The following is an 18,279-nucleotide window of genomic DNA, read 5'->3' on the forward strand; positions in this document are numbered from 1 at the left end:
AGCCTTTTACTTTATCTGTGGGGTTTATGAACGTGACTGTATCGAATTCCGTAAAGCGCCCGCGCCCTGTGGTGCTGTGCATTCTGGATGGCTGGGGTTATCGCGAAGAAAGCAAGAACAACGCTGTTGCGCTTGCCAACACGCCTGTCTGGGATGACCTTTACGCCAATAACCCAACCGGGTTCCTCAAGGCCTGCGGTCTGGATGTTGGCCTGCCCGAAGGCCAGATGGGCAATTCGGAAGTCGGTCACATGAACCTTGGTGCTGGCCGCGTCGTCATGCAGGAACTGCCCAAAATTGACGAGGCCGTCAAAACCGGCACCATCGCCGAAACCGACACCGTCAAAAAGATCATTGCCAAACTGTCCGATTCCAAGGGCGTCTGCCATATCGCGGGCCTTCTGTCCGAGGGCGGGGTGCATTCCCATCAGGCGCACATGGCCGCCCTTGCCAAAATTATTGCGGCTGCCGGTGTACCGGTAAAAATCCACACCTATCTTGATGGTCGTGATACCGCACCGAAAAGTGCCGCCAAATTCCTTGAGAAATTCCGCGCCCTGATTGGCGATGCCAATGTTGAAATCGCCACAGTCACAGGCCGCTATTACGCCATGGACCGCGACAATCGCTGGGAACGCGTGAGCCAAGCCTATTTCACCATGGTTCAGGGCAAAAATTACGTCGATGGCCGCACAGCCGAAAGTGCCGAGGCCGCGATTGCCAGCGCCTATGAAGCCGACACCACAGACGAATTCGTCCTGCCGACCGTGATTGGCGATTATGCTGGTATAAAAGATGGCGATGGCCTTCTGATGACCAACTTCCGCGCGGACCGTGCGCGTGAAATTCTGGCCGCCCTCTGCGCACCGGATTTTGACGGGTTTGATCGCGGCACGCCGGTGAAATTCGCCGTGCAGGCCGGGATGGTCGAATATTCGTCCGAACATGCCAAATACATGGATGCGATCTATCCGCCGCAAACCCTGCCAAACATCTTTGGCGAAGTGGTTTCCAAGGCAGGCATGAAGCAGCTTCGCATTGCCGAAACCGAAAAATACCCGCATGTGTCCTTCTTCTTTAATGGCGGCGAAGAACAGGTCTTTGACGGCGAAGAACGCATTCTAGTCGCGTCCCCAAAAGTAGCGACCTATGACCTGCAGCCGGAAATGTCTGCGCCGGAAGTTACCGAAAAGCTGGTTGCGGCCATAAAGTCGGAAAAATACGACACCATTATCCTGAATTTCGCGAACCCCGATATGGTCGGCCATAGCGGCATTCTTGAAGCGGCCATGAAGGCGGCAGAGGCCGTTGACAGCTGCCTTGGCAAGGTGATTGACGCGATCAAGTCGGTGGGCGGCGTTGCATTTGTCACCGCCGATCACGGTAACTGCGAAGTGATGGTCGATCCGGAAACCGGCGAACCGCACACCGCACATACGCTTAATCTCGTTCCGACCATCCTTGTTAACGGTCCGGAAGGAGTAACATTGGAAGATGGGCGTTTGGCCGATGTCGCACCGACCCTGCTGCAATTGCTTGGCGTGCCGCAACCGGCCGAGATGACCGGAAAACCCTTGCTTAAGGGCATGAAAGAAAATGACGCGCTTCTTGCGAGCTAAGCTAGCTTATGAGATCGCCCTGCCTGCGCTGATCGCATTTGCGGTTCTTGCTGCAGGCGGGGCTGCGCCTTCTTTTGCCCAATCACTGCAAAAAGTTGATCAGCAACTCGATCAACTTGAAAACCAGCTTTCCGAACAGCAAAAACAGGAAGAATTCCTGTCACGCAAATCGCGTGAACTCTGGACCGAGGAACAAGCCCTTCAGTCCGAGGCGATTTCCGTCGCCAGACGCGCCCAGCGCCTTGAAACAACCCTGACCGATCTGGAAGATCAGCTAGAAAACCTTGAAGCGCGTGAAAAGGTTGCTGCCACCAGTCTGGAAGACAAGGCCGGGCAATATGCCCGCATTCTCATGGCCCTGCAGCGTCTTTCGACCACGCCGCCCGAGGCCGTCATTGCCCTGCCAACATCGCCACAGGATACACTGCGTTCGGCAGTATTGCTGAAAGCCGCCCTGCCCGGTGTCGAGCAACACGCGCGTGACCTGCGCAAGGAACTGGGCGAGATCGCCACCCTGCGCGAAGATATCCGCAATCGTCGCAGCGAGTTGGCCGCCGCCACCCAAGAATTGCAGAACGAACGCGCATCCCTCTCAGCGTTGCTTGATGAAAAGCGCCGCCTGCGCGCCCAGACAGAGGCCGAAGCCGAAGAAGCCGCCGAGGCGGTCAGCGCGCTGGCCGATGAGGCAAAATCACTGGGCGAGCTTCTGCGCAATCTTCAAAACCGCGCCGAGGGCCTGCCGGTGCCGCGGTCACGTCCGGACATGCGGGTTGCAGCGCGCACCGAACCGGATGCCGATACGCTTGGCGCAACAACGATTGCCAAAAACACACCGCCACCACCACCCGAAAGCAAAACCGAACCCGCAAGCAGTAATGACAGCGGAACCAACGACACAAGCGACGAAGAAGAATTTGCCGTTGGCAGTTCAATCACACTGGCACAAGGCAACCTCAGGATGCCCGCCAGCGGTAAAGTCGTTACACTTTTTGGTGAAAAATCACGCGGCCCGGATGGTTTGACCGTAAACCGGTCGAAGGGAATTGAGATCAGCACACGCGCAAATGCACAGGTTGTCTCGCCTTTTGACGGCAAAGTTGTCTTTGCCGGGCCCTTCCGCGGTTATGGCCGACTCTTGATTATCGAACACGGCGAAGGATACCATAGCCTTATCGCCGGTTTTGATCGGCTCGACAGTGTGGTAGGACAATATCTATTGGCGGGCGAACCTGTTGGTATTATGGGTGAAACTTCGCCAAAACTATATCTGGAGATGCGCCAGAACGGGGAAGCAATCAATCCGCTTCCATGGCTGGCCTCGAAAAACGGCAAGGTAAGTGGATGAAAACCTCTCGATTGGCAGTACTCGCACTCGCGACCGGCATGACTCTCGGCCTTGCGTCGCCAGGTTTGGCGCAATCTTCAACCTCCTCGGCTGAGACCTATCGCCTGCTCAATCTGTTCGGTGATGTATTCGAACAGGTCAAAGGCAAATATGTCGAAGACGTCGATGACAAACAACTGATCGAAGCAGCCATCAACGGCATGCTGACGTCGCTTGATCCGCATTCGTCATATCTGAATATGGATAATTTCGAGGAAATGCAGGTCGATACCCGCGGCGAATTCGGCGGCCTTGGCATCGAAGTCACCATGGAAGACGGCTTTGTTAAAGTCATCGCGCCGATCTATGACACCCCGGCCGAAAAGGCCGGTCTGCAGCCGGGCGACTTCATCACCCATATTGACGGCACCGCCATTCGCGGCATGACGCTAAATGACGCGGTCGAAATGATGCGCGGCAAGGTCAATACCGACATTGTCCTGACCATCATCCGCAAGGGTGAACAGGCACCGTTCGATGTTACCCTGACCCGTGCTGTCATCAAGATCCAGTCAGTACGCGCCGAGCCCAGAGACGATGTCGGCTATATCCGCATCACCAAATTCAATGAACAGACCTCTAGTGGCCTGCAGCGCGCCATTGCTGACATGCGCGAAGAAATCGGCCCGGAAATCAAGGGTCTGGTCATTGATCTGCGCAACAACCCGGGCGGTTTGCTTGACCAGGCGATCTCGGTTTCCGATGCCTTCCTTGATAAGGGCGAAATCGTATCGACCCGCCCGCGTGATACCGAGAATACCGAACGTTACAACGCACGCAGTGGTGACCTCAGCGAAGGTTTGCCGATTGTGGTTCTGATCAATGATGGCTCTGCCTCGGCATCGGAAATCGTCGCGGGTGCCCTTCAGGATCACCGTCGCGCTGTCATCATGGGCACGCGCAGCTTTGGCAAGGGATCGGTTCAGACCATCCTGCCAATGCCGGGCAACGTCGCCCTTCGTTTGACCACTGCGCGCTATTACACGCCATCTGGCAAATCCATTCAGGAAGTGGGCATCGTGCCGGACATCATCGTTCCGCAGGCACGCGTCGAAAGCATCGAAGCCGAAACCCGTCGTTCGGAAGCGTCCCTGAGCGGGGCCCTTCGCAATGAGGACGAAGGCATCAGTGATGAAGAAAAGGATGCAAACTCCCGCCGTGACGAGGCCGAGCAGCTGGCGGTTGACGACTATCAGCTGTCGCGGGCGCTTGACATGATCCGGGGTATTTCCCTGTTTGGCCCACGTCCGAATGGATAAGGTTGGGCTTGGCATCGTGAAAGACTAGCTGTTCGTGTTCAGGAAAATCCTAAATTCCTTGCCGTTCCGCAAAAAGGAGAACGGCGACATCGACGGGGAAATGGCCGATGAGCTGGCCGACGACCTTGCCGACGGGATGACTGACGCCGCCGAAGACGAGGACGATGTCAATCTTGACGATCTTCCCTTTAACGAGCTGCCCATCGAGGTGCAGTCAAAACGACTGCCCAAACGGCCTAAATCACGGCGCAGCTGGCTGTCAAAGTTGCTGATTATTACGCTGTTTCTGTCGCCGTTCGGGGCAACAGCAGTTGCGATGATCCCTGTTCTGGACCCTGAAACCGGCTGGCGTCTGTTTCACATGGGCGGACCGCAAACCACAATTACGGTTCCGGGCACCGAGCGCGAACTACAAGAAGAAATCGCACGCGGTGTTCAGGATATTCAGGATCGTGACCGTGCGGCACAGCAAGCAGCAAACGCAGCGAACGGTGAAGAACAATCCGCCGAAGACATTGCAGGGAACCTTGATGGCGTTTCCGACCTGATCGGAACACCGGGTTCAACTGATGGCACCGGTGGAAATGATGCCCCGACCCCGGAAGAACTCGCAGCCCTGATCGAGGAAGAAGGATCGCTTGATGATCCGATCGAGCCCGATCCCCTGCGCCCGGCCCCGTTGCCCGGTCTGGACGAAGAAGGCAGCTTTGGCCGCATCCCGCGCATTGCCGATGATGGCACAACGCCTTTTGATGCCTATAAGCGCCCGTTCGAACTTCCGGAAGACACGCCTGTTGTCGCGGTGATGCTGACCGGTGTCGGCCTGAACGAACAGCGTACCGAAACCGCGATCAATGATCTGCCTTTGAATATCTCGCTGGCGATTTCGCCTTATGCCCGCGATTTGCAAACCGTTGCCCGCGAAGCACGCGCCATGGGCCATGAGGTCTTTCTTGAACTTCCCATGGAACCGGCTGACTTCCCGCTTTCCGATCCCGGCCCGCGCGCGCTTTTGACGTCGCTGTCAGAGGGCGAAAATCTTGTCCGTCTGGAATGGCTGCTGGCGCGCTTCCCGGGGTATGCCGGACTGGTCAGCCGTCAGGGATCCAAATTTGGCAGCCTTGATAGCGCCATTCGCCCGGTGATCGAATTCATATCGCGCACGGGTCTGATGTATGTCGAAGCATCGGGCAGCGGAGTTGCCAGTTATGGTGCACAATTGGCAGCAAACGCCGGCACCCCGAATGCGATTGGCAATGTGATCATTGATGACACGCCAAGCCGCCGCCAGATTGACAACCGTCTGGCCGAACTGGTTGAAATGGCCAAACGCAACGGAGTTGCCGTCGGAATTGCGCAATCCTATCCGGTGACAATTCAGCGACTGCGCAACTGGGCGTTCCGCCTGCGCCGTCACGGTGTTGTTCTGGTACCCGTCAGCGCAATTAGCGGCCAGCAGGTCACCCCGCAATCAGCGGACGAGGCCGAAGCGGCCCGCCTTGAAGCCGAAGAACGTGAACGCGAAGCCATGGCCGAGCAGGCAGCCCAGGAAGAGAACGCCGAACCGGCCGACACAATTGAGAACTAGCAACAGTTGCCGGGCCGCTTGGCCCGCCCGTCAGGAGCAATCATGGCAAAAAAGTCCGACACCCCCAAACAGACGGAAACCGGTTCCCCGGATCACGTCACAGCAGAGGACCTTCCCTATCGTCCGTGTGTCGGCATTGCCCTGTTCAATGCCGACGGACTGGTCTGGATGGGTAACCGCTACGGGTTCGAAGGCGCCTGGCAATTGCCGCAAGGCGGAATTGACGAGGGGGAAACCCCGGTCGAAGCCGCAATGCGCGAACTCAAGGAAGAGATCGGAACCGACAAAGCCGAAATCGTCGCTGAGACGCCAAGCTGGCTGACCTATGATCTCCCCAAACATTTGATTGGCAAGGCTTTCAAAGGCAAGTATCGCGGCCAGAAACAGAAATGGTTCGCCATGCGCTTTACCGGCAAGGACAAGCACATCAATATTGATGTGCCAGACCCGGAATTCGACAGCTGGCGCTGGAACGATCTGGCGACCTTGCCTGATCTGATCGTACCGTTCAAAAGACCTGTTTATTTGCAAATCGCGGCTGAATTTCATGATGTACCGCAAAGAATTCGCGAAATGGGTGATGCATAAGACGATGTTTGCGGTTTGATCGCAGCGCAGTTTTCGTTAGATTTAATAAACAGACATTCGGCTTAGAGGAGTTCCAGCATGGGTATGGATCGGTTGATCTTTGGTGTTTTGACCATTGTGGTCGGTCTTTTCGGCCTGTTTTATGCGTCAGGTTCGCAGGACGGCTATTCCTACTTCGTCGGCCTTGCCATGTTCATTGGTGCCGTGCTGTTCATGTTCCATCTGATCAAGGGCCACTATGATCAGCTCGAGGCAGCTGATCACTGATCGCTGCCCTGACGTGATGTAAATCCGGTTTACTGCGCCCCGTTCATTGGTTCGGGGCGTAAGTCTTTGGGAATTAGTCACCTCCATGCTTCAAACGGCTCCCGAAACGCGATAAGAGTTTCCCATGAGCAATACACATTGGGACCCTGCCCGTTACGGTTTGTTCGGCAATGAGCGCCTGCGACCGGCCATCGATCTGATTTCACGTTTGCCCAAACCGGCAAACGGGTTTTCTCCCCGTAGCATTGTCGATCTCGGCTGTGGCCCGGGATCAGTGACGGCGGTTCTTGCCGATGCTTATGGTGCAGGCGCGACTGACGGGCCAAGCATCGTCGGCGTCGATTCTTCTGACGAGATGCTTGAAACCGCGCGCAAGCGCGCAGAAAACATCACATGGCAAAAGGCAGACATCGCAGATTGGCAACCTGATGAGCCGGTTGATCTGCTGTTTTCCAATGCAGCCCTGCACTGGGTGCCTGATCATTCAAAGCTGTTTCCACGTCTTCTTGAACATCTGCGCCCCGGCGGCATGATCGCCATTCAGGTGCCCAACAACTTTCTTGCCCCCAGCCACCAGTTGATCGGTGAAGCCGGCATGGATTGGCGCAAGGAAGTGGCAACCGCCATACACGCAGCCCGCATCATGCGTCCGGGTGATTATTTCGATGCGCTTGCCCCGTCCTGTGACGACATCGATCTGTGGCAAACCCAGTATTGCCATGTCCTGACTGGCCCCGATGCGGTGTATAACTGGACCAGTTCGACCATCTTGCGTCCGGTGATGGATGCCCTGCCAGATGACGAAGCGCGCGAAAAATTTACCAAGAAATACAAGGAACGTCTTAATCAGGTTTATCCATCACGTGATGATGGGCGAACCCTGTTTCCGTTCAACCGTCTGTTCATGATTGCCCAAAAGAAATCCGGGTAAGCCCGGAAAGCAGACATCCCTGACAAGGAGCCCCCGATGGCCGATTTTCGCGAACATTTCGTCAAATGCTGCGGTTACGAGGTCCATGTCAGGGCATGGGGCGATCCGGCCAATCGGCCGCTTTTGATGATGCATGGTCTCGCCCGTCTGGCCGATGACTTTGACCATGTCGCGCCGCATTTCACCGATAAATATTACGTGCTGTGCCCATCAATGATCGGGCGCGGTTTCTCTGGCTGGGCCCGTGATCCGGATGCGGAATATACCGTGCCCTTCTATGTTGCGCAGATGTTTGAACTGCTGGACCATTTCAAAATCGATACCTGCGACTGGATTGGCACATCCATGGGTGGCTTGATCGGACTTTACGCCACGACCGAGGTCGCAGGGCGTATCGAACGATTGGTACTTAATGATATCGGCCCGGAACTTGATCCCGATGCGGTTGCACGGATCAAATCGTATGTCGGGGCATCTCCGGAATTTGAAACCATCGACGAGGTCGAACAACTGGTGCGGCTGGTTTATGCCTCCTTCGGGGTGGCAGATGATGCGACATGGGCATTTTTGGCGTCACGTTCCGTTCGCCGGTTGCCAAACGGCAATTTCATGATGCATTACGATCCCGAAGTAATGCGGGTCTTTGCCGAACATATTGATTCATTTGACGCCTGGGCCGAATTCGAAGCCCTGCCCTGCCCCGTCATGTTGATCAGCGGCGAGAAATCCGACCTGATTCCAAAACCCATTGTCGAAAAGATGAAACAGAAAAAACCGGAAATGCCGGTTTTTGCAGTGGCGAACTGCGGACACGCTCCCCATCTGAATGATAAAGCGCAAATCGACGCAATTCGGGACTTTCTGAGCAAGAGCACATCCTGACCGGCCAAGCTTGGCCCGCTACAGGATATCATCACGCCTTGAAATCCCGTCCGTCTTGAATCCGGTACTGCTTTGCTGCGCGCCAAGAACGCGGCACGGGTTCGACGGATGTTGGTTGGGACCGACAAAATCACACCATTCAAGCGTCCGGGACGAGACGCGGCTTGGCTGTTGCCTCGATTTTTGTGGTTGTTCAATCACCTGTTGGAACAGGCGACATGACAAAGCTGCATTGGTTGGATTGGATAAAAAAACAGCGGACTCTGACGATTCTGGCGACCTTGCTGATTGCAAGCACGGCTCAGAGCCCTGTTGTCATGGCCCAGTCACTTGAAAACAAAGCATCTTCCGCCAATGGTTTTCAGTTAATTCCAGGCGGTAGTGCCTTTGGTCCAGATGGTATTTCCCCATCAAGCCCATCCGGGTTTAATCCCGATTTCACACCATCTGCGCGCTATGGCTTCACGCTTGCCCCGGATGCCAATGCATCGGGGAACCCATCACAATATTGGCTTGAGTTCGGGGGCGCACCGCGTTCTGATCACGGCATTAATGCGCGGATTGGTTTTGGTTATTCACCGTCACCCGACCTCGGCTTTTCAATGGGGCCGTTTGTTGATCTTAACGCGGCTGCGCCTGGAACTGTCGGGGTGTACGAAACCGACCAATTCGGCACCCGTCATCTTGCCCGCCCAAGGTTTGGCTTGAATAGTGTCTCGAATGCCAATGACGCCGGGCTCGCGGGTTCACTATCCTATATGCCGCTTGAAGATATCTGGATTGGCTTGCATGGCTCTGTCTCGCGCGATCTGGGCACCAAAAACACCGAAGACGGCCTTCTTGACGGAATTGACGCCATGCTGGGTCTTACGGCGAGTTATAAGATCAAGTTCTGATGATTTGAGTGAACGCAGCTTGGGCTTTGCGCACAATTCCCAATTCCGATCTTGCGCAAGGCGGGCAGTCCTGTATGACTCTTTGGAAGGAAACCCAAAGGAACATACAGACGCGCATGAGCCATTCGCTTCCACCAGAACACGCTGTGCTTGGCGCACCATTTGATGCCTGTAACGATCTGGCAGCGGCAAAAAACGCCAACCTCTATCGTGCGGCCATGCGCCTTGGTCCGGAACGCCAGAGATTCTTTTTGGCTGCCTATGCCTCGATGCGCGTGATTGACGATATCGTTGATGACGGGTTCTTGGAACTTCCTGATGCCCAGCGTGATGCCGAACGCGAAGCGGTTCTTGAAACCGTTCATCAGTGGCAAGCACAGGTCATGGCAGCCAAGGCCGATGTGGACAATCCGATGCCCGAAGGCGGTCCGTTGACCGGTGCGGTTTATGACGCACTCCGACTAACCCTTGGGCGTAGTGACCTTCCCGCCGATCCATGGATTGAACTGGCCGATGCGCTGCATCGTGACATCGCCGAAGAACCTATGGATGAATGGGACGATTTCATCGCCTATTGCGAAGGCGCGACCGCGGCACCAGCATCAATTTTTGTCTATCTGCTGTCAGCGCGGCATGATCCTGAAATCGGATACACCTCGCCACTGACCGATCCACCGCTTTATCACGCACGCGATATGGCGATCTTTTGCTATATCATTCACATCCTTCGCGACCTGCCCGAAGACATCAAAGGCCCCGATCGCCTTGTTACCGTTCCATCCGAAATGCTGATTGCAGCGGACATCACACTGGGTGAGATCCGCAATGCCATCGGTCAGGGCAAGTATGACGACCTTGATTATCTGGGCAAGATCCTGCTTGAACACGCGTGGGAACATTTTGAAACCGGTCAGGCCCGATCCAGTGAACTGCTGTCCGTCCTTGATACGGACGAGGCCGACACATTGTCGCGCCTGTTCACGGTCTATATCGAACTGGCCGCGGCCATGACCGAAAATGGCTATGCTGCGTTTCTCAGGGATCGTGATGCAATCATGCAAAGTACCGCGCAAAACAGCTTGCCAGACGTCAAGAACGACTAAATCCGCTGCGGACTTGGCAAAAGAAAACCCCGCCAGTTTGGCGGGGTTTGTTGTCTTACGATCAAGTCAACCGGCTTAGCTGGCGCGAAGCGCTGCCACACCGGGCAAGGTTTTGCCTTCCAGCCATTCAAGGAACGCCCCACCCGCGGTCGAGACATAGGAAAATGCCTGATCAGAATCGGCATGACGCAGGGCGGCAACAGTATCACCACCACCGGCAACAGACAGAAGCTTGCCATCCTTGGTCAGCTTGGCTGCATGTTGGGCAACGGAAACTGTTGCTGTGTCAAACGGGGTGATTTCAAACGCACCAAGCGGACCGTTCCAGACCAGCGTTTCACAAGACTCAAGACGCTTGTTCAGATCCACGATGGTGGCAGGGCCTGCATCAAGGATCATCCCGTCAGGCGCGACGTTATTGATGTCAGAGACATCATGCGGTGCGTTGGCGGCAAATTCCTTGGCAACCAGACCATCAACCGGCAGGACGATCTCGCAATTGGCAGCCTCGGCCTTTTTGAAAATCTCGCGCGCGGTATCAAGCAGGTCATGCTCGCACAGCGACTTGCCAACATTTACCCCCTTGGCCGCAAGGAAAGTGTTTGCCATGCCGCCGCCAATGACCAGCTGATCAACCTTGGCAACAAGGTTCCCCAGAAGATCAAGCTTGGTAGAGATTTTGGCCCCGCCAACAATCGCCATTACCGGATGTTTTGGTGCTTCCAGCGCATTGCCAAGGGCTTCGAGTTCCGCCTGCATCAAACGGCCGGCATAGGCCGGAAGAGCTCGTGCCAGCCCCTCGGTCGAGGCGTGTGCCCGGTGCGCGCAGGAAAACGCGTCATTGACATACATATCGCCAAGCTTTGCCAGTTCGCCAACAAAGGCCGGGTCGTTCTTTTCTTCCTCGGCGTGGTAACGCAGGTTTTCCAGAAGGGCGACTTCGCCGTCTTTCAGACTATTAACCACGCTTGCCGCCGCGTCACCAATACAGTCATCAGCAAACTTCACCGGACGGCCAAGCTGCTTGGCAAGGGCATCAGCAACCGGTTTCAGGCTCATTTCCGGAACGCGCGAACCTTTGGGACGGCCGAAATGGGTGATAACCACCAGTTTCGCGCCTGCATCCGCCAGTTCGATCAGGCCCGGTACGGTGCGGTCGATACGAGTCGTATCGCCAACAACACCATCCTTCATCGGAACGTTAAGATCAGCGCGCAGCAAAACGCGCTTGCCAGCGACATTGACACCGTCAAGCGTATTGAAGTCAGCCATTATCTGAACCTGCTTTTGAGTTTCACAAAAGACGGGATTGGGTGTCCCGACATGGATTGAACCAAATCCTGATGCGCCCTGTTTTGCCCGATCAGCGCAACCGACGCAAGGCCGGATCAGGCCCGCAAAAATACCTCTACGAAAAACCGGCCGACGTTTATGTTTGGCCGGTTTTCAAAACCTGATCAATGGTTCCCCAAAAGGGACGCGTGCAAAAATCCTGAGAAACTGGTCGCTACTGGCCCGGTCATCAAGACATGATCATCGGGCAACCATTCAATGGTCAGCGGACCGCCATCGAGGACGACCTCGACCTTACGCCCGGTCAGACCACGGCGTGCTGCGGCAACACCGGCCGCACAGGCGCCGGTTCCACAAGCACGGGTTACCCCGACACCGCGTTCCCAAACCCGCATGCGCAGTTTGTTTTCATCAATGATGCTGCAAACCTCGATGTTGGCGCGTTCCGGGAACATTTCGTGATGTTCAAGCACCGGGCCCAGCTTTTCAATATCAACCGCCTCGGCATCATCGACAAAGAAAACACCATGCGGGTTGCCGACATTGACGCCAACTGCATCGGAAAGCGGACCAAGCGACAATGGAATGTGATTGGTATCGACCGCCTCGGACAGCGGGATATCACGCCAGTCCAGCTTGGCCTGCCCCATATCGACGGTGACACGGCCATCGGCCAGACCGTTGGCATCAAGCAGACCAACAACAGTTTCGATGATGACTTCCTTGCGGCCCAGTTCGCCCATGACGACGTTGGCAACACAGCGCGTGGCATTGCCACATGCCTCGACCTCGCCGCCATCATTGTTGCGGATGCGCATAAAGACATCGGCAAGATCATCGCGCGCCGGTTCGATCACAATCAGCTGATCACAGCCAACCCCGGTCTTACGATCGGCAATGCGGGCTGCGGTCGCGTTATCAAGATCAAGCACGGCGGGATCGCGTCGTCCGTCAAAGACAACGAAATCATTTCCCAGACCATGCATTTTGACAAAAGGAATACCGTTCATACCCGCCTTATAGTCCTGATTCCAAATCACGTCCACATGTGGGTATGTGCAGTTTTGCCAAACCTATCCCTTTAAAGTCCTTCGGGTTGAACGGCGGTGATGGCGTATCAGAAAGAACCAGAAGGACCACATCACAACTGTCACGCCCGCAGCACCCCAGATCGCCGGCATCGGATCAGTGGTCGAACTTTGTGCGCCCAACCATGCGCAAACAATGACATAGGGCACCGTCCCGATGAGATAACCGAACCCGAACTTGGTAAACCGCATACGGGTCACCCCTGCCAGACAGCAGGAAACCTCGGGCAGGATCGGCATCGCGCGACAGATCATCAAAACAACCAGCCCATAGCGGGCAAAGACCTCCTCCATTTCGGCCAATCTGATTTCATCACTGATTATCCGCCGCAGGACCGGACGGCCGAATTGATGGCTCATGACATAACCCATTGCGCCCGCAGTGATCATACCGGCCCCGGCGGCAAGTGCCCCGGCAACGGGTCCGAGGAAAAAACCGGCAAGCAAGGTGACAGTCATGGTTGGTACGGCGATGAACAAGTCCGCCACCAGCAAACCCATGACAATCAGCGCAACAATCCAGGCATCAATCTCACGGGCTGCTTCCAGCCAGCGCACAACATCGTCGCGCTGCAGCAATCCGGTGGCGACCAATATGCCAAACGTCGCAGCAAAACAGATCGCCAGGACCAATCCCGTTTTAATCAGATCCTTCATGGTGGCTTATCCCTTGCGTAAAATGGATTTCATCAACGACGGAGACAAACGGGTCACCACCGGGATCAGTCTGGCCTTACCGACATAGATTTCATCCTGCCCGGCAAGAATTCCGTCATGTATCGCGAGTGCTGCCTGTCGCGCCGGGATCTTGGGCAGGTCGCGACTCGCGGTCATTGGCGTATCCACCACCGGCAAGAATACTTCGCTGATCGCAACAGGAAGATTTGCAGCAACAAGCTGGTAGCGCAGGCTTTGGGAAAAGCTGTGAAGCGCGGCTTTGCTGGCGCAATAAACAGCCCCGCTTGTCTTGGGAAAAAATGCCAAACCCGATGACACGTTTACGATCCGACAGCTTGCGCTGTTGCTTCGCGCTCTTGTTGTTTCAGCCCGCGTCATCCATCCGTGGATCACAGCGCGACATATACTCATTGGCGCCAGCAGGTTAACCGCGATTTCGCGATCTGCCTGCGATGTGCTGAAGTCCGCGTCCGTCAGAACACCTTTTTCCTGAATGGCGGCATTGTTGATCACAAGATCAAGGTGCGGAACATCACGCATTATATCGGTCATCATCGCGTCAACAGACGCCATGTCAGCCAGATCAGACTGAACGGTCCTGATGCCCGGAAACTGGTCTTTCAGGTCATGGAGCTTTACCTCTGATCGTCCATGGGCGATCACATCGAACTCTTCTGCGTGATAAATGCCCAGCAATTCCCGCCCGATTCCCGATGTTGCCCCGGTAATTAAGACAGTTCCCGATTGTCTATTCATAATGGTCTGCCATCCGCGTAGTCTGTTGTTTGGAACCACCACAGTTGGCCACCACAGAGCGGGACTCGCATTAACCCGGGTTTATTGGACATGAATTTTTCGGATTTGATCGGACGACTTCAATCAGATGCGTATTTGGCACCCCATATCTGCAACACCAACCATGCCAAGGGCAGTCAAATTATCAAACAGGGTGAGGTGTGCCAGGATGTGATTTTCCTGCGCCGCGGGTTGGCCCAGATGTCCTATGTCACTTTCGAGGGAAAGGAATGGATCAAAAGCTTCTTTGCGGAAAACTCGGTTATGGGATCGCGCCGCTGCCAGATCATGGGCGAACCCAGCCATTTCGCAATCACCTGCCTTGAGGATTGCGAAGTCACCGCCATTCCGTATGACAAACTGCGATCTGTGTGCTCAAAAGACCCGGACCTGATGGCTGTATTTTTTGATTTCAACGAACAGGTCAGCCTGCGCAAGGAAAAGCGCGAATACGAATTCCTGTGCCTGTCCGCACAGGACCGTTACCGGGGGTTTCTCGAAGATTACGCCCATATCGTTCCGCGCCTGACCCAGGCGCAGATTGCAAGTTTTATCGGCATTACACCGATTGCGCTTTCACGCATACGAAAACGGATAAATCAGGCGGAAAGTCTGGGCGTTGCAGGCGCACAATAGCGCACCTTGCTGGGCACGAACCCGGATTTGGTGAAATAGGACTGCAAGCGGCCTTCGACTTCACCCAGTGACACGTAAACGTTCCGGCATTCATGAAGGTCCGAAAGCCGGGCCATGGCATCGCGCATGGCATCCAGCACATAGTCACCTGTGACAATTTCCACGGCGATGACATTATCAACATGCAGCACCACACCGTCAGCCATGTCATCACGGACATAATATGAAAAAAGCCCGTGAATATAGCCACGCTCGTTGGCAACCACGATGATGCCGCGCTGACGCTGCCAAAGAATGTCATCTCTGTCGGCGTTTGCATCAAGCGAACCGGCAGCAACGGGCATGCAATATTGGTCGACAAATGCCCGCCAGCGGTCAAAAGACATGTCGACTTTCAACATCTGAACCAGCGGATAGGTCATATCCGCGGTCTGTGCTGTAAGTGGAAGTGACTTATAGGCTTCTGACATGATCCTGCCCTCTCGAATTTATCAAATCATGCCGGAAAAAATTCGCGCTAACCTTGATGTGTATCAACACCTTCCAAGGGTTTGGCGCGCATAAACACAGCCAGTACAGAAGCACCCATTCCAAGGGCTATGAGATTTCCATTGATTGAATTTCTGACGGGATTGCACGCCAATATTGACGTAGGTCAATGGCTTTCCGATGAACTGCCCGCATACTCGTCAGACGAATTAGGAAACCTCGCCCGGAATAGCGCGCCCTGACCACAGGCCATGGCGCATTTTGGGTGGGGCTTTTTGTGCGGGTGAATCAAAGATCGGCTGATCAGCGTTTCACCAGGACTATTGAAACTGCCCGAGAGGGTTTTGGGCAGTTCACCCGACCACCTTGAACGGGAGTCAAGCATGAGCCAGGGGAGCATGGCACAGGCAGCATCGCCTTCAGTTGCTGTCGATTATAATATGGACGTTGTGCGCTGGGCCGCACTTGCGACCGTATTTTGGGGAGTAGTCGGATTTTTGGTGGGCGATGTCATTGCATGGCAGCTCGCATTTCCGGTTCTCAATTTTGATACCGAATTTCTGAATTTCGGACGTCTGCGTCCGCTGCACACATCGGCTGTGATTTTTGCCTTTGGCGGTAACGCGCTGCTGGCAACATCCTTCTATGTGGTACAGCGCACCTGCCGCGCCCCGCTTTATGGTGGCAAGGCCCTTCCGGCGTTTGTGTTCTGGGGTTACCAGCTGTTCATCGTGATGGCAGCAATCGGCTATGTTACCGGCGTGACCCAGGGTCGTGAATATGCCGAACCGGAATGGTTCGTTGATATCTGGATCACGATCGTCTGGGTTTGCTATCTGGCGGTGTTTGTCGGTACCCTTCTGAAACGTACCGAGCCTCACATCTATGTTGCGAACTGGTTCTACCTGGCCTTCATCGTGACCATTGCGATGCTGCATCTTGGCAACAACCTTGCCATTCCGGTCTCGTTCATGGGCACGAAATCCTATTCGATGTTCTCGGGCGTGCAGGATGCGCTGACCCAGTGGTGGTATGGCCATAACGCGGTTGGCTTCTTCCTGACGGCAGGCTTCCTTGGCATGATGTATTACTTCATCCCAAAGCGCGCTGAACGTCCGGTCTATTCCTATCGCCTGTCGATCATTCACTTCTGGGCGCTGATCTTCCTGTATATCTGGGCTGGTCCGCACCACCTGCACTACACCGCACTGCCGGATTGGGCGCAGACCCTTGGCATGACCTTCTCGGTCATGTTGTGGATGCCCTCCTGGGGCGGGATGATCAACGGTCTGATGACGCTTTCGGGTGCCTGGGACAAATTGCGCACTGACCCGGTTCTGCGCTTCATGGTCGCGGCTGTCGGTTTCTATGGCATGTCGACCTTCGAAGGTCCGGTCATGTCAATCAAGGCGGTCAACGGCCTGTCGCACTATACCGACTGGACCATTGGTCACGTGCATTCCGGTGCGCTTGGTTGGGTTGCCTTCGTATCGTTCGGTGCGATCTACTTCCTGATCCCGGTACTTTGGAACCGTGAACGCCTGTATTCGATGCGCCTTGTTGCTCATCACTTCTGGCTCGGCACCATCGGGATCGTTCTTTACATCACCTCGATGTGGGTTTCGGGGATCATGCAGGGCCTGATGTGGCGCGCCTATGACGAGCTTGGCTTCCTGCAGTATTCCTTTATCGAAACGGTAGAGGCGATGCATCCCTACTACATCATTCGTGCAACCGGTGGCCTGCTGTTCTTGCTGGGTTCGCTGCTGATGGTCTGGAACATCTACAAGACCATCAAGGGTGACCTCCGTAACGAAGCACCAATCGGCACGCCTGCAACCGTTGCAGCCGAATAAGGGGGAACGAGATATGCTTCTTAAAAAACACCATATTGTTGAAAAGAACGTCTTCGTTCTGATCCTTGGTATTTTCCTGACCATCATCATTGGCGGTATTGTTGAAATCGTGCCGTTGTTCACGATGGAACAAACCATCGAGAAGGTCGAAGGGGTCCGTCCCTATTCGCCGCTCGAGCAGGCTGGTCGTAACATTTATATCCGCGAGGGTTGCTATAACTGCCATTCCCAGCAGATCCGTCCGTTCCGTGACGAGGTCGAACGGTATGGCCATTACAGTCTTGCAGCAGAATCGATGTATGACCATCCGTTCCAGTGGGGGTCAAAACGAACCGGTCCTGATCTGGCACGTGTTGGCGGAAAATATTCCAATGCTTGGCATGTGGCCCACATGATTGACCCGCGCGCCGTTGTGCCGGAATCGATCATGCCGGGTTATCCGTTCCTGGCGGAACGCAAACTGGATTTCGATGACGCTCGGGCACATCTCGAGACCCTCAAGATGGTGGGTGTCCCCTACACAGACGAGATGATCGAGGCGGCCAAGGCAGACCTTTACCTGCAGGCCAGCGAGGATGCGGCCTATGACGATGATTTCCTCGCACGGTATCCGAATGCGGCAACAGGTGACTTTGACGGCAACCCGGCAGAACTGACCGAAATGGATGCGCTTGTTGCGTACCTGCAGGTCCTTGGCCGGATGGTCGACTTCACCACCTACAACCCGCAGATGAACCTGCGCTAGTGCAAGGGGATCGTCATGGAATTCTTTACGCAACTCGCTGACTTTTTCCGCCCTCTGTGGGGTCTGTGGCTGATGCTGCTGTTCAGCGCGATTATTGCCTGGGTCATGTGGCCAAGCAAAAAGCGCAACAAGGACATGGAATCGCACGCGCAGATCCCCTTCCGGGATCAGGATTGAGGGGA

At 55.1% G+C, this 18,279-nt stretch carries 19 protein-coding genes; 14 read left to right on the top strand and 5 right to left on the bottom strand.

Annotated elements, in window-relative coordinates; all coding sequences use genetic code 11:
• Nucleotides 1–26 precede the first annotated feature (26 nt).
• The 10 genes from gpmI to AUQ43_RS09130 all read left to right on the top strand — a co-directional run bounded on the left by gpmI (nt 27) and on the right by AUQ43_RS09130 (nt 10,517).
• Nucleotides 27–1,619 carry a 2,3-bisphosphoglycerate-independent phosphoglycerate mutase gene (gene gpmI, locus AUQ43_RS09085; RefSeq protein ID WP_062955927.1) on the top strand — a complete coding sequence of 531 codons (1,593 nt, stop codon included), beginning with the start codon at nt 27–29 and terminating at the stop codon, nt 1,617–1,619.
• Nucleotides 1,597–2,964 (top strand): murein hydrolase activator EnvC, encoded by a 1,368-nt coding sequence (locus AUQ43_RS09090; protein ID WP_062955928.1) that lies wholly within the window; start codon nt 1,597–1,599, stop codon nt 2,962–2,964. Before gpmI ends, AUQ43_RS09090 begins: the two co-directional genes overlap by 23 nt.
• The gene (locus AUQ43_RS09095) at nt 2,961–4,262 is read left to right on the top strand and encodes a S41 family peptidase (RefSeq protein WP_062955929.1); all 1,302 of its coding nucleotides are present in this window, start codon (nt 2,961–2,963) and stop codon (nt 4,260–4,262) included. The genes AUQ43_RS09090 and AUQ43_RS09095 overlap by 4 nt, the downstream gene beginning before the upstream one ends.
• A gap of 58 nt (nt 4,263–4,320) precedes the next feature.
• Nucleotides 4,321–5,850 carry a divergent polysaccharide deacetylase family protein gene (locus tag AUQ43_RS09100; protein WP_084272041.1) on the top strand — a complete coding sequence of 510 codons (1,530 nt, stop codon included), beginning with the start codon at nt 4,321–4,323 and terminating at the stop codon, nt 5,848–5,850.
• Between the two features lie 42 nt (nt 5,851–5,892).
• Entirely contained in the window at nt 5,893–6,438 is a 546-nt protein-coding gene (locus tag AUQ43_RS09105; RefSeq protein ID WP_062955930.1) for an RNA pyrophosphohydrolase, read from the top strand.
• A 78-nt stretch (nt 6,439–6,516) separates the two neighbouring features.
• Entirely contained in the window at nt 6,517–6,705 is a 189-nt protein-coding gene (locus AUQ43_RS09110; protein WP_062955931.1) for a hypothetical protein, read from the top strand.
• Between the two features lie 124 nt (nt 6,706–6,829).
• Complete coding sequence (locus AUQ43_RS09115; RefSeq protein WP_062955932.1) at nt 6,830–7,636, top strand: methyltransferase domain-containing protein; 807 nt, start codon at nt 6,830–6,832, stop codon at nt 7,634–7,636.
• Between the two features lie 36 nt (nt 7,637–7,672).
• Nucleotides 7,673–8,518, top strand: a complete 846-nt coding sequence (locus tag AUQ43_RS09120; protein ID WP_062955933.1) for an alpha/beta fold hydrolase — start codon at nt 7,673–7,675, stop codon at nt 8,516–8,518.
• 317 nt (nt 8,519–8,835) lie between these two features.
• Complete coding sequence (locus AUQ43_RS09125; RefSeq protein ID WP_147250454.1) at nt 8,836–9,414, top strand: hypothetical protein; 579 nt, start codon at nt 8,836–8,838, stop codon at nt 9,412–9,414.
• A gap of 116 nt (nt 9,415–9,530) precedes the next feature.
• Nucleotides 9,531–10,517 (top strand): squalene/phytoene synthase family protein, encoded by a 987-nt coding sequence (locus AUQ43_RS09130; protein WP_062955935.1) that lies wholly within the window; start codon nt 9,531–9,533, stop codon nt 10,515–10,517.
• Between the two features lie 75 nt (nt 10,518–10,592).
• Here AUQ43_RS09130 and pgk read toward each other — a convergent pair whose 3' ends face one another.
• The 4 genes from pgk to AUQ43_RS09150 form a co-directional block, all read right to left on the bottom strand.
• Entirely contained in the window at nt 10,593–11,789 is a 1,197-nt protein-coding gene (gene pgk, locus AUQ43_RS09135) for a phosphoglycerate kinase (protein WP_062955936.1), read from the bottom strand.
• A gap of 185 nt (nt 11,790–11,974) precedes the next feature.
• A complete protein-coding gene (gene dapF / locus AUQ43_RS09140; RefSeq protein ID WP_062955937.1) occupies nt 11,975–12,820 on the bottom strand; it encodes a diaminopimelate epimerase in 846 nt (281 codons plus the stop codon).
• Between the two features lie 63 nt (nt 12,821–12,883).
• A complete protein-coding gene (locus AUQ43_RS09145) occupies nt 12,884–13,555 on the bottom strand; it encodes a TVP38/TMEM64 family protein (RefSeq protein WP_062955938.1) in 672 nt (223 codons plus the stop codon).
• A gap of 6 nt (nt 13,556–13,561) precedes the next feature.
• Nucleotides 13,562–14,332, bottom strand: coding sequence for an SDR family oxidoreductase (locus AUQ43_RS09150; protein WP_084272042.1), 771 nt, complete (start codon nt 14,330–14,332; stop codon nt 13,562–13,564).
• A gap of 90 nt (nt 14,333–14,422) precedes the next feature.
• Here AUQ43_RS09150 and AUQ43_RS09155 point away from each other — a divergent pair, with 90 nt between their 5' ends.
• Nucleotides 14,423–15,007: a Crp/Fnr family transcriptional regulator gene (locus AUQ43_RS09155; protein ID WP_062955940.1), complete on the top strand. Its 585-nt coding sequence runs from the start codon at nt 14,423–14,425 to the stop codon at nt 15,005–15,007.
• Here the strand turns inward: AUQ43_RS09155 and AUQ43_RS09160 are convergent.
• Nucleotides 14,971–15,477 carry a hypothetical protein gene (locus AUQ43_RS09160; protein WP_062955941.1) on the bottom strand — a complete coding sequence of 169 codons (507 nt, stop codon included), beginning with the start codon at nt 15,475–15,477 and terminating at the stop codon, nt 14,971–14,973. The two genes, AUQ43_RS09155 and AUQ43_RS09160, sit on opposite strands and share 37 nt — an antisense overlap.
• 417 nt (nt 15,478–15,894) lie before the next feature.
• Here AUQ43_RS09160 and ccoN point away from each other — a divergent pair, with 417 nt between their 5' ends.
• Genes ccoN through AUQ43_RS20090 form a run of 3 tightly spaced genes read left to right on the top strand, consistent with a single transcriptional unit; the run spans nt 15,895 to nt 18,274 of the window.
• A complete protein-coding gene (gene ccoN, locus AUQ43_RS09165) occupies nt 15,895–17,352 on the top strand; it encodes a cytochrome-c oxidase, cbb3-type subunit I (protein WP_062956052.1) in 1,458 nt (485 codons plus the stop codon).
• A gap of 13 nt (nt 17,353–17,365) precedes the next feature.
• Nucleotides 17,366–18,097, top strand: a complete 732-nt coding sequence (gene ccoO / locus AUQ43_RS09170) for a cytochrome-c oxidase, cbb3-type subunit II (protein ID WP_062955942.1) — start codon at nt 17,366–17,368, stop codon at nt 18,095–18,097.
• Between the two features lie 15 nt (nt 18,098–18,112).
• Nucleotides 18,113–18,274, top strand: a complete 162-nt coding sequence (locus AUQ43_RS20090; RefSeq protein WP_084272043.1) for a cbb3-type cytochrome c oxidase subunit 3 — start codon at nt 18,113–18,115, stop codon at nt 18,272–18,274.
• Nucleotides 18,275–18,279: the final 5 nt, after the last annotated feature.

It is taken from the genome of Thalassospira sp. MCCC 1A01148 (assembly GCF_001613795.1).
In the GTDB taxonomy this organism is placed as follows: Bacteria; Pseudomonadota; Alphaproteobacteria; order Rhodospirillales; family Thalassospiraceae; genus Thalassospira.